12 protein-coding genes and 1 tRNA gene are annotated in these 11,641 nt (G+C 50.2%); 9 read left to right on the top strand and 4 right to left on the bottom strand.

Features of this window, described 5'->3' with window-relative positions:
• Nucleotides 1-198: 198 nt before the first annotated feature.
• Nucleotides 199-654, top strand: coding sequence for an SsrA-binding protein SmpB (smpB, locus tag CFLAV_RS31180; protein ID WP_007418938.1), 456 nt, complete (start codon nucleotides 199-201; stop codon nucleotides 652-654).
• Nucleotides 655-710: 56 nt separating this feature from the next.
• On the opposite strand, the gene rpmB is transcribed toward smpB, so the two are convergent.
• The gene (gene rpmB / locus CFLAV_RS31175) at nucleotides 711-977 is read right to left on the bottom strand and encodes a 50S ribosomal protein L28 (RefSeq protein WP_007418937.1); all 267 of its coding nucleotides are present in this window, start codon (nucleotides 975-977) and stop codon (nucleotides 711-713) included.
• A 593-nt stretch (nucleotides 978-1,570) separates the two neighbouring features.
• On the opposite strand from rpmB, the gene CFLAV_RS31165 reads away from it, so the two are divergent.
• From CFLAV_RS31165 to CFLAV_RS31145, 5 genes are all read left to right on the top strand, one after another.
• Nucleotides 1,571-2,437, top strand: coding sequence for a glycosyltransferase family 2 protein (locus CFLAV_RS31165; RefSeq protein WP_007418935.1), 867 nt, complete (start codon nucleotides 1,571-1,573; stop codon nucleotides 2,435-2,437).
• 52 nt (nucleotides 2,438-2,489) lie between these two features.
• Complete coding sequence (locus CFLAV_RS31160; RefSeq protein WP_007418934.1) at nucleotides 2,490-3,638, top strand: hypothetical protein; 1,149 nt, start codon at nucleotides 2,490-2,492, stop codon at nucleotides 3,636-3,638.
• On the top strand, nucleotides 3,631-4,407 hold the full coding sequence (locus tag CFLAV_RS31155; RefSeq protein ID WP_007418933.1) for a 4'-phosphopantetheinyl transferase family protein: 777 nt from the start codon (nucleotides 3,631-3,633) through the stop codon (nucleotides 4,405-4,407). Before CFLAV_RS31160 ends, CFLAV_RS31155 begins: the two co-directional genes overlap by 8 nt.
• A 342-nt stretch (nucleotides 4,408-4,749) precedes the next feature.
• Nucleotides 4,750-6,225 carry a WecB/TagA/CpsF family glycosyltransferase gene (locus tag CFLAV_RS33570; protein ID WP_007418931.1) on the top strand — a complete coding sequence of 492 codons (1,476 nt, stop codon included), beginning with the start codon at nucleotides 4,750-4,752 and terminating at the stop codon, nucleotides 6,223-6,225.
• Nucleotides 6,222-7,415: a glycosyltransferase family 4 protein gene (locus CFLAV_RS31145; RefSeq protein ID WP_007418930.1), complete on the top strand. Its 1,194-nt coding sequence runs from the start codon at nucleotides 6,222-6,224 to the stop codon at nucleotides 7,413-7,415. Before CFLAV_RS33570 ends, CFLAV_RS31145 begins: the two co-directional genes overlap by 4 nt.
• Here the strand turns inward: CFLAV_RS31145 and CFLAV_RS31140 are convergent.
• Together CFLAV_RS31140 and CFLAV_RS31135 are read right to left on the bottom strand one after the other, a co-directional pair.
• Complete coding sequence (locus CFLAV_RS31140) at nucleotides 7,397-7,954, bottom strand: YbhB/YbcL family Raf kinase inhibitor-like protein (protein ID WP_007418929.1); 558 nt, start codon at nucleotides 7,952-7,954, stop codon at nucleotides 7,397-7,399. The two genes, CFLAV_RS31145 and CFLAV_RS31140, sit on opposite strands and share 19 nt — an antisense overlap.
• Before the next feature lie 62 nt (nucleotides 7,955-8,016).
• Nucleotides 8,017-9,222, bottom strand: a complete 1,206-nt coding sequence (locus CFLAV_RS31135) for a type IV pilus twitching motility protein PilT (protein ID WP_007418928.1) — start codon at nucleotides 9,220-9,222, stop codon at nucleotides 8,017-8,019.
• 146 nt (nucleotides 9,223-9,368) lie between these two features.
• Here CFLAV_RS31135 and CFLAV_RS31130 point away from each other — a divergent pair, with 146 nt between their 5' ends.
• Nucleotides 9,369-9,761: a hypothetical protein gene (locus CFLAV_RS31130; RefSeq protein ID WP_007418927.1), complete on the top strand. Its 393-nt coding sequence runs from the start codon at nucleotides 9,369-9,371 to the stop codon at nucleotides 9,759-9,761.
• Nucleotides 9,762-9,862: 101 nt separating this feature from the next.
• On the opposite strand, the gene CFLAV_RS31125 is transcribed toward CFLAV_RS31130, so the two are convergent.
• Nucleotides 9,863-9,938, bottom strand: a tRNA-Ile gene (locus tag CFLAV_RS31125).
• A 235-nt stretch (nucleotides 9,939-10,173) separates the two neighbouring features.
• Here CFLAV_RS31125 and CFLAV_RS33565 point away from each other — a divergent pair.
• Both CFLAV_RS33565 and CFLAV_RS36770 read left to right on the top strand, forming a co-directional pair.
• Nucleotides 10,174-11,163, top strand: a complete 990-nt coding sequence (locus tag CFLAV_RS33565; RefSeq protein WP_237712489.1) for a site-specific integrase — start codon at nucleotides 10,174-10,176, stop codon at nucleotides 11,161-11,163.
• 253 nt (nucleotides 11,164-11,416) lie between these two features.
• The coding region (locus CFLAV_RS36770; RefSeq protein WP_007418925.1) for a hypothetical protein at nucleotides 11,417-11,641 on the top strand (225 nt) is incomplete at its 3' end.

The raw sequence follows: 11,641 nt of genomic DNA, 5'->3' as shown, positions 1-11,641 counted from the left end.
GGCGGATGTGAACGGTTTGGGAGCGGCGGACATCGCGCTGCTCGAGATCGTGGAGGACAAGATGGGTTTTGACTTGCCTGAATTGCCCGAAAACGTGGCGGCTCTCGCAGGCAAGAAGCGCAGCACGAAGAAGTAATTTTCACAGCCTAATCATGGCTTTGCCGTCAGCCAGAAGCTATCTTCTGGCTGACGTCGTTTATGGCGGACATTTTAAGTAATCATAAAGCACGCAGGGATTATCATATCCTGGAAACCTTCGAGGCAGGCATTGCGCTGAAGGGGACGGAGGTGAAGTCGTTGCGAGCGGGTTTGGGGCAAATCGCTGATGCATTTGCGCGCGTGGAGAATGATCAGGTGTTTCTTTATAACGTGCATATCGATGAATACCGCTTTGGGAATCGGCAGAATCATGAACCGAAGTCGGCCAGGAAGCTGTTGTTGCACAAGTCGGAGATCCGGAAGTTGTTCGGCCTGGCTTCGGTCAAAGGGAATGCGTTGTTTCCCCTCTCCTTTTATTGGAAGAACGGGAAGGTGAAGGTTGCGTTGGCGGTGGGCAAGGGCAAGGTGGAATTCGACAAGCGGGATGATATCAAGAAGCGGGATGCTGATCGGGAGTTGAAGCGCGCGACGATGCATCACTTCAAAGGTAAATAAGAAAAGCGCCCTGAATGGGACGCTTTCAATTGCAAACTGGATTAGCTAAAGAAGGATCAGGCCTTCTTTGCTTCGGGCTTTTTCCAAGTGCGCTTGGGAGCCTTTACGACGAGCCCCTTCTTAATTGCGCTCGCAGTTACCCGTATATAGCGGACTTCGCCGTTGATAACGGCTTTGACCCGCTGGAGATTGGGCATGAAACGGCGTTTGGTAATCGCGGTAACGTGAGTACCGATACCGCCTTTTTTCTTGGCTTTACCGCTACGCCAGATGTGGCTGCCTTTAATGGGCCCAGTGCCTGTTAATTCACAAATTCTTGCCATATGTCTTTTCCTTTCGAAAGGAGCGGAAAACCTACCAATGTTCCTTCGAGTTGCAAGTACTATTTCACGAAAACCAACTAATACAAAACTAAAGTAGCGTAAAAATTGGAAAGAATCATGGGACACATCAAAAGCCCTGGCAAAAAAGCGCAGTTTTCCATGCAAACACTCAATCAGCAGAAAGTTCGCATCGCTGAGCCGCTATTCGGACGCTGCAAAGCTTAACTTTCTGCCCCGCCATTTGAAGATGTTAAGATACAGGTAGATATAGGGATATGCTGATGCTGCCTCACAAATTATTTTCCACGCTACCAGTACATTTGGCGGATGCACACCCTGCGGTTCATATCCCGTGATCGATAATCCCATAGGTGGGTCAAAAACCTTCATTAAGCAGGGTCAGACCGGATTGTTTTTCCATTCGTAGTTTGGTGATGCTGTCAATGATTGACAGCGAAATTGGAATTACAATCTGCACAATCCCGCTTCGGGAGCAGCAAATGATTAATCGAGCGGCACAGACAGCATTTGTTTGACCGTTCGAAAAATCATTAATTAATGGCATCAAAAAAAATTCTCAAAAAAGCTCCGGCATGAGTGATCCGTTTGTTAGCATCATCATACGCTCCTTTAATGAAGGCTGGGCATTAAAGGAAACGCTCCCTGCCCTGCAGGCACAGGAATATAAAAACTGGGAGTTAATAGTGATCGATTCCGGTTCCACCGATGGTTCCGTTGATCTGATTTGCAAGGCACAGCCGAAACATTTTATTCAGATCAAACCGCACGAGTATAATCCGAGCCGTGTGATGAATCAGGGAATGCAGTTGGCAAAATCCGAGTTTGGCATTTTTTTGAATGCCGACGCCACGCCGCAAGGGAGCAATTGGCTTCGGCCATTAGTTGCAGGTTTGCAGGATCCACAAACTGCAGCTGTTTTTGGCCGGCAGATCCCCCGCCCCGATTGCCAGGCGGTGTTTGCTTATGACTACGAGCGTTGTTTTGGTGAAAATCGTGAGTCAGCGAAGTGGGAGCATTTCTTCAGCATGGTAAGCAGTGGTTTACGCAAGGACATCTGGTCTAAGCGCGGCTTTTTGGAAAAAATGCAATACTCGGAAGACGATGAGTACACGCGTTGGTGCCGGGCACAGGGTTACAAAGTAGTTTATTGCCCGGACACTGTGGTGATGCATTCCCATAATTACACGCCGGCCCAGGCGTATAAACGCAGCTTCGGCGAGGCAAAGGCGCTGGCTGCGGTATGGACTCGAAGGCCAACAGAGTTCAGTTGGCTGCGCACAGTTATGATCGGGTGGTTGCGTGACATTCGCAAGGATCTCAGCTATTGCGCCCGCACGCATCGAATCAATGAATTCCCCCACGCAATGCGCATCCGCGGGGAACAACGCAAAGCAAAACTGGCCGGATTTCGCGAAGGTTGGAATTTTTATCGCGGGTAGGGAACTTCCCAATGCACTTTAACGTCGAGGGAATTATGTTCATGCCTGCTACATGACCGCAAAATTTACAATTGATGGCAGCGACGCGCTTGAGGCTCATCTGGCCCATACGTGCTCAGGCATACTCGCAGGTGTGCGATCCATCATCCCGGCTGCAGAGCTGGAAGCCTTGGTCCTAGGTGGTGGCTACGGTCGCGGGCAAGGTGGCGTGTTCAAGACAGACTCCGGTGATCGTCCGTACAATGATCTGGAGTTCTACGTATTTATCCGCGGCAATGTACTAGTGACAGAACGCAAGTATCGTCATCCATTGAACGAACTGGGCGACAAGCTTTCACCCGCGGCCGGTTTGCACGTTGAATTCAAAGTCTATTCTGTCGAGAAGCTCAAGCGCACCCCGGTATCCATGTTTACCTATGATTTGGTTGCAGGCCATCGGATCATCTGTGGGGACATGGAGATTTTTAAGAGTTGCTCCCACCATCTCGCAGCCGACCAGATCCCTTTGTACGAGGCCACCCGGCTTCTCGTCAATCGCTGCTCAGGATTGCTGCTCGCGAAAGATTTTCTGCGAAACAGTTCCCTGTCTGGTGAACAAAATGATTTTATCGTTCGCAACATTGCCAAGGCACAACTCGCCTTCGGCGATGCCCTTTTGACGGCTTTTGGAAAATATCATTGGAGTTGCACCGAGCGCCATCATCGTCTCGGAAAATTATTCGCCTCCGAATCGCTCCCCCGGTCTGAGGACATCCTGAAACATCATGCCTTGGGAGTGGAATTCAAGCTGCATCCCAAATTTATCCATGTCACGCATGAAAGTTTAGATCAATTGCATCATGAAATCAGCCGTCTGGGGCAGCAAGTATGGCTGTGGAATGAAAGTCGCCGGTTGCATCATCCCTTCATTTCTGCAAAGGATTACGCGATGGCCTGCCTAAACAAATGCCCTGAAACCGTTCCGTGGAAAAATTCTTTGCTGAATTTGAGAACGTTCGGTCCGCCAGGCATTCTGAATTCCCAGGCATTTCGCTATCCTAGGGAACGTCTGATGAATGCGCTGGCATTGCTTCTCTGGGAGGACGACTGCCTGACAGATTCCCAACTCAAGGCGCGCGTGCAGCAGCAGTTAAGAGCAAGTTCAGCCGGGTGGACAAATGTGCTCGGGTCGTACAAAACCATTTGGCAAAACTATGGCTGAGGGTCCGATCGCGCCCGATCTCAATCTGAACTGGCCTGCGCCGCCCTCCGCTCTTTTTCTGGGCCTGCGCGAAGTCCATGTCTGGGGCACAATTCTGAATTCCGGCCCCGATCGACTCGGCCGGTATGCCTCGATTCTCTCCGAGGATGAAAAAAAACGTGCGGCACGTTTCCGCTTTGAACGCGATCAAAACCGCTTTACTGTGGCCCGTGGTTTTCTCCGGACCGTTCTTGGTCGTTATTTGAAAATGGACCCGGCAGAAATTACGTTCAGCTACTCGGACCGGGGAAAACCTGCCTTGAACGCCCCGTCAAGCAATCCGCTCCACTTTAATCTCAGCCATTCCCATGATTTGGCGCTATTGGCCGTCACAGAAATCTGTCCTGTGGGAGTGGATGTGGAACAAATCCGCACCTTGAGAGATGCCGATGCCATTGCAGACCGCTTCTTTTCGGAACGGGAAAGCAGCGCACTGAGAGCTTTGCCGCCGGAACAAAAGCCGATTGGCTTCTTCAACCTTTGGACTCGAAAGGAAGCCTGGTTGAAAGCCACAGGAGAAGGAATATCTGACTCATTGGACAAAGTCGAAGTTTCCCTGCATCCTCACGAACCGGCAAAATTCCTTGGTCTATTTGGAAAGGCAGAGACTGCAGCGGGATGGACGTTGGTGGATCTGGCACCTGGAACGGGCTATAAAGGGGCGCTGGCTTTGGAAGCAAACGATATAAATTTAAAGTGTTGGGCTGAGGGCATCCTGGCTGGAAAGTAAGCAACGCCGCAGAGATTGCTTCTGCAACCACCTGATCAAGTATCGTACTTTGCGTTGTCCGATCAATAATCTTACTTTTGCCCTTCTCCAATCCGTGCGCCTGTTTGGGGGCCTTAACCCATTTACTTCGAATGGCAGTGCCTGCATAACGTTGATGGCTAAAATGAAATCGAGTTATGCACCAGGACTTTACGGTCGTCACAAACTGTGAGCAGAATTATCCTTGGGGTGCCTGCTTGTTTGGTGCGTCCCACGGGTATCAAAATAATCAAGGCTTCACCAAAGCCTCGCCTGCCGGGTTATTCAAGGTAACTCAATGCTTTGGGATTAGCTGACTGTCGCATGAGTAGCACTGTAAATTTCAATTCGTATTCCACGAATCCATGCATCGCCATTTTAGGCGTGCCGTTCGACAACGTAAGCACGATGGATGCTGTTTCTCTGGTGGAGCAGATGGTCGACTCGCGTCATCCGCATTACTTCGTGACGGCAAATGTAGACTTTCTGGTGCAAGCGCAGGAAGATATCGAACTTCGGCGCATCTTATTTGACGCCCATCTGGTCGTTTGTGACGGGACTCCCCTGATATGGGCTTCAAAAATGCTCGGCAATCCGCTGCCCGAGCGGGTGGCCGGTTCAGATTTGGTTCCGCTTTTAATTCGAATTGCTGCCGAAAAGAATTATCGACTGTTTTTCCTCGGCGGAACACCGGAATCCACCAGTGTGGCCCTGCAAAACATTCGCGCTCAACACCCCCAAATTTTGGCTGAGGGATACTCACCGCCATTTAACAAGCTCCTGGAAATGGATCACGATGAAATCAAACTTCGTATCCAAAAATTCAAACCCGACCTCTTGTTTGTCTCATTTGGCTGCCCTAAACAAGAGAAATGGATTGCGATGCATTACCAATCCCTTGGCGTCCCAGTTTCAGCGGGCGTAGGTGGGACCATTGATTTCCTTGCTGGTCACCTAAAGCGGGCTCCAGTCCTCATGCAGAAGACAGGTACGGAATGGATTTTTAGATTAGCTCAGGAGCCGCGTCGATTATTTCGACGGTATGTAAAAGATTTATGGGTGTTTGGTTGGGCGATTTTGAGCCAATGGTGGCAATTGCAATTCAAACGGTCGAAATCGTTGCCCGCAAAGGTTAGTGCGCCGGTGAAATCTGAAGCAGATTGGCAGTGCATCAAATTGCCAGAACACCTCGATATGGCCGCAGTTCGAGATGATGCTCTCCTGATGGATCAAATTCTGGTGGATGGGCGGCATTGTCTACTAGAATTGGAGAAGGTTAAATTCATTGATAGCACCGGTGTGGGCTTCCTGATCCGCCTTCAAAAGAAGGTGCGGACAGCCGGTCGCGAATTGGTGCTCCTTTCGCCGAGTAATGTCATTATGCGAGCACTCTCCCTAATGCAGCTTCAAAGTTTTTTTGCCAGCGCTCCCGATTTCGCATCGGCCCAGCAATTGCTTGATATTCGTGCGATGGAAAGGAAGGAAATGGTCACTGCAAACCGCACGAAATGGGCCGAATCTCTAGTCTGGCAGGGAGAAATAACCGCGGCCAATGCGGAAGATGTCTGGCAGCAAACAGCGACCCAACTCAATGCCACTGATTCGGCGAATAAACACGTTCTAATCGACCTTTCGCATGTACGTTTCATTGATAGCACGGGACTTGGTCTGATGGTGCGCGTGAAAAAAGCATCGCTTCGGCTCGGTATAAGGCTTGAGTTTACGGGGACGCAATCTGCAGTCCGAAACGTTCTCACGTTGGCACGGCTGGAAAGTTTTCTTCTTGGAGAGCCCAAATGAGAATAGGACTTTCCAGCTCCGTCATTCAACGGGGAAAAACCGGCGTCGCACAGTATCTTTTTGCTCTGCTCAGAGCTTTCCTTCCTTACACCGACCGTCACCAATTCATTCTGTTTGCCTTGGAGGAAGACCTTCCACTTTTTGGATTTGCTGGGAAGCAGGTACAAATCGTTCCCGTCCCCGAGAGATTTCGACCCGCAGTTAAAAACATTGCATGGCATCAAACTGAAATGCCGAGGCTTGCCCGGCAGCACAAACTTGATGTATTGCACATTCCCAGTTATCGGCGAATGCTTTGGCCGCGGCCTTGCGCACTGGTCTCCACCATTCATGATTTGGCCCCTTTCCAGGTGGCAAACAAATATGATTGGAAAAGAATGTTTTACGGCCGTGTGGTCGTGAAAAGGCTGGCTCGACGCCAGGACCACATTATTGCCATCAGCCAGAATACTGCTTCAGACATAAAAACTTTTTTTAAATTGCCCGACAAAAAAATAACCATTGTTCACAATGGATTGGAGCACGATCGTTTCTTTCCTGGCCCTGCGGAAACTGCCCGCGCGGAGGTGGCAAAACGGCATGCACTGCAAAAACAATTTTTCCTTTACATAGCCCGTCTGGAGCATCCGGCGAAGAATCATGTCCGATTGATTTCCGCGTTTAACGAATTCAAAACCGCCACCAAATCAAACTGGCAACTTGTTCTTGGTGGGAGCGATTGGAACGGTGCAGAGGCCATTCATGAGGCGATCAGGCATTCGCCGTTCTCAACTGATATCCGCTCGCTCGGATTCGTTGATAACGCGCATTTGCCCGATTTGTACCGGGCGGCTGAGGCGTTTGTTTATCCTTCCTTATACGAAGGTTTCGGCATGCCGCCCATCGAATCCATGGCCTGCGGTTGTCCCGTAATTTGTTCCACTCGCGGCTCATTGGGCGAAGTAGTGGGAAGCGCTGCAGCCATCATCAATCCGGATGATACCGCTTCCATTCAAAGACAATTGACCTTGGTTGCGGGGGACGAAAGTTTGCGAAATAGACTACGCACTGCAGGGTTGGCACAGGCCAGGAATTTTGACTGGAGTAAAACTGCAGCAGAGACTCTGGAAGTTTACGCCAAACACTCCCAAAGCAGTCTCCCCTGCAAGCCGAGTCAAGTCCTGAGATCCGCTCAAGGCCGCTTTTTCTGATAGGTTCCTACCAGCCTGCCCCGGGCGAGGACGTGTCCTTTTATGGCGGCTTCGAAGTCCTTCCGCGACGCCTTGGATTTTAATTGGAGCTGCTCATTCAACGCGTAAACTTCGAAAATATAATGATGAGTTTGTCCGCGGGGAGGACACGGTCCACTATATCCAACCTTGTGAAAACTGTTGACGCCCTGCCTGCCGCCACTTGGCGGGGCCTCTACTTTGGATATGTTTTCGGGCAGTTCAGTAACATTTTCAGGAAGATTGTAGATTATCCAGTGGGTCCAGGTTCCGCCCGGAGCATCCGGGTCAACGCAGGTGAGTGCGAAGGTTTTCGTGCCCGGCACTCCACCATTCCAGCTTAAGGGTGGAGAGAAATTCTTTCCCTCACAGGTGTACTTTTCAGGTATTGGCTGGCCATCAGAGAAGCTTGCACTCGACAATTTGAGCGTGTTGGTGCCCTGTTCTTCCGCGGCACAGACAGCGAGGCTTGCCAGGTTTAGAAGCAAGAAACATAGACCTTTGGAAATAAATGTGCGCATATTTTCTCCTATCGTTTGGCGATATCAATATAGCATTTCCCACAACTTACTGAAGGGCTTCGCTATTTGGGTTTCAGCTTTGACATAATGGCATCCAGTCCACCTTCAACCGGCTCTATCTCGATTAGATTTTCCTTCGCCTTTTTCGCAGGAGTCGCAGCTGGAGCTTCTGGAGTTGCAGAGGAGATTCCGGCTTTAGGTGCAGGCGAGGCCATTCTGGCAATTACCGTATCAGGAACAACCTCGGCAGTTTCTTCAGCCTCCCGCTCTTGATCCGGCAAGTACCAGTTTTTCCGGGAGTCCAACCATGTCCGGTATCTCTGATAGGTCCACATCCCCTGCTCTGCACCGATTTCCATGGCAGACATGATTTTGAAAAATTCACCGCGTCGAATAAAGTTTTTTACCGGAATGGTGGGAATCAGCACTTCACACTCTGGAACTTGAAGCTTTAAATCAGCGCGATATTGCAACCGCTGGCAAATGGCAACCACCAGACAATCAGCAAGCTGAGCGCACACATTATTCTGCATCTCAGGAGGAAAAGCCGCGACCATGCGCTGTAAAGCTTCAATGGTGCTTCCTGAGTGGGCGGTGGCCAGCACAAGATGGCCGGTCTCGGCAACGTTGAGCGTTAATCGCATCGTTTCAGGATCGCGCATCTCTCCCACCATCAAAACATCCGGGTCTTCCCGCATGGCATCCATCAGAGCCTGTTCGAAGGAAGGAGTGTCACGCCCAACTTCCCTTTGACGAATATAGCCACGATGGGGTTTAAAGAGGTACTCAATCGGGCTTTCGACGGTCAGGATGTGGCGCGTCTCGGCGAGGTTTATCTCCTGAATAAATGCGGCCATGGTGGAGGATTTACCAGAGCCTGTTGGGCCACTAATCAAGATCAGCCCGTTGGAGTGGTTGGTCAGCTTCTTGAAGTCAGGGTGCAAATTCAACTTTTCTATCGTGGCTTGAAACGATGTGAGCAACCTGACAGCCATGCCAATGCCTCGAGATGTCTGCAATACATTGATTCGACATCGAACGCCCTGGATGCTTTTGGACAAGTCATACGAACGACGCTCAAGGAAAAGCGGCCAGGCATCTACGCCAATAATCTCCTGAGCCGCGTCCAACAATGCCTTGCCCGCAATGGGTGCTCCGACCGTGCGCAACGAACCTCGAACCCGTATAGCCGCCGGCAAGGTCGGTTCCAGGTGCAGATCGCTCGCCCCATTAGCCTTGGCAGTCGCAATTAGTGAATACAAGTCCATTGTTCGTTAAACCCCGAAATCGTCGAATCGTTGCTGCCGGTTTTCAAATTATTCCGGGTGGGTAACACCCTATAGGAAGTTCATTCAACCTGCCTAACATGCCAGGAAGAATAAATTAACATTAGATCGTAAACAAATAGTTCCTAATGAAAAGTATTCAGTGGATTTTCGGATTGGCGTTAATCATGTCGTTCAACGGATGTTCGAGCCCGGAATCCGTTTCCACCCTGCAGGGGCATGGCACGAAAACAGTCTACAATGCGAGTTACGACCGGGTTTGGAGTGCAGCAATCGCCGCCAGTCAAACAGGGGATCTTTATGTTTTGAACGCCGATAAAAGTCGCGGCTACATTTCTACAAAACGCGGGTGGAGGCCAACAACCTTTGGTGAGAATGTTGGAATCTGGGTTCGAAGCATTTCGCCAACCCAAACGGAGGTCGAAGTGGTGAGCAAGCAAGCGGGTCCGCCGGTGCTGGTCCTTCGCAACTGGGAAACACGACTCCTGGATAGCATAGCTGCCAATCTGACTGCTACTTGATCGAATTCGGTGCCGACACTCTTCCTCCCCCCGCAATCTGACGGCTGAAAATCCTCCCAGTTGCAGTGACGACAACACGGATTTTAGAAACACGGATGGAATGGTGGGCCCAGTAGGACTTGAACCTACGACCAAGCGATTATGAGTCGCCTGCTCTAACCACTGAGCTATGGGCCCTAAAACGATAGTAAAATAAGGCTATCTCGCACTTCCGCGCAACGATTAAACTGACAATCTGATACTCCCATTTGATACTCCCAGCATGAAAGAGTCTGGGACGGAGAAAAAATCCCCGTGGCAGAAGACCAAAGTTGCCAATTTGGTGCGCTACTTACCATCTGGAGTTTATTTTGCTCGCATTCAAGTTTGGGGCAAGTTAATTCGGAAAACCTTAAAGACAAAGGTATTTTCTGTGGCGCAGTTGAAACTGGGCGATTTTGCCAAAGCACGACGCGCGGTTGCAGAAACTCAATCCTCAGGTAATGGCAAAATGCTGATTGGCGACGCATTGGCTATTTACAAAAAGGAACTGGATCACAATACCAGACTGAAACCAGGTGCGAAACTTTATCGGCAGAAGACCATTGAGGCGCTATTGAAGAGTTGGCCTGGGCTATCGAACCGGGAAATAAAAGCCATTTCACAGGCGGAGTGCTTAGAATGGGCAAAGGCTTTTCATTCCAAATATTCGGTTTCCGTTTTCAATAACACCGTAGGCACGCTTCGACACCTCTTGGCGATCGGAGTCCGGTATAACAATCCGGCCTCGGCAATCAAAAAGGCCAAAGTTAAGGCCAAGTATCTAGTCCTGCCCGAGCAAGGCGCATTCCTTAAACTGGTTGAGCAGATCGAGAACGGGGGTGGAAGATTCAGCCACGACTGCTCGGACTTGGTGCGATTTCTGGCTTTCGGAGGGTTTAGGAAGAGCGAAGCGGCAGGAATTACCTGGGGTGACTGCGATTTTGCCAAAGGTGAGATAATGGTGAGGGGAGACGATTTAACCGGAACGAAGAATTGGGAGACCCGACGCGTCCCGATGATACCGGATATGGTCAATCTCCTGAACCAAATGCGTGCCAACCGTGCTCAGGAACCAGCCGATAAATCTGTGATGAAAGTTCGGGAATGCCAGAAAGCCATCGACAGTGCGTGCAAGAAACTTGTTATCCCCCGTTTTACTCATCACGATCTGCGACATCTATTTGCAACGCGCTGCATCGAATCTGGCGTTGACATACCCACGGTAGCCAGATCGCTTGGCCATAAGGACGGTGGTGCCTTGGCGATGAAAGTCTACGGGCATCTCCGAAACCTGCATTCAGCCAATATGGCCAAACTCGTGAGTTTCACGAATACTTCAGCTGAGTCCCCTACTCCAGCGCCGGAAGCAAAAGCTGCTTAAAGGAACGTGTCTGCTTTGGAGACTGCTAAGGCTTCCGCCATACTGCCATCAGCGAACTGGCAAACCAAAGAGTCGCCAAAGAGATCCGGATGAAGCTCTCTGGGCATAAGATCAAAAGCTTTCGTTCATCAATCAATCACAAGCATACTGCCTTCTTCAACTGTAACCAACGACTCCAAGTCGGCTTCTACTTGACATTAGTTACCACGTGTTTACGATTTTCTTTATTGATTTGAAAGACCAAGGATAAAACATGACCATTCCACAGCTATCTGCTCTTTTGCAGGGGCGCCGCACCCCGTACTTTGTCTCAGGATGCATTCTCATTTTGCTGAGTTTGATGAATCCTTTTGCCGTGGTCCTTGGCCAAACCACGCTAGACCATTTTTCATGGGCTCCGCTGCCGGCATCGGCACAGGTAGGAAATTCTTTTCCGGCGATGTTGCAAGCGGTGGATCTTAATGGCAACCCAGTGGCA

Source organism: Pedosphaera parvula Ellin514 (assembly GCF_000172555.1).
Classification (GTDB): Bacteria; Verrucomicrobiota; Verrucomicrobiia; order Limisphaerales; family Pedosphaeraceae; genus Pedosphaera.
This window is presented reverse-complemented; position numbering and strand designations above follow the sequence as displayed.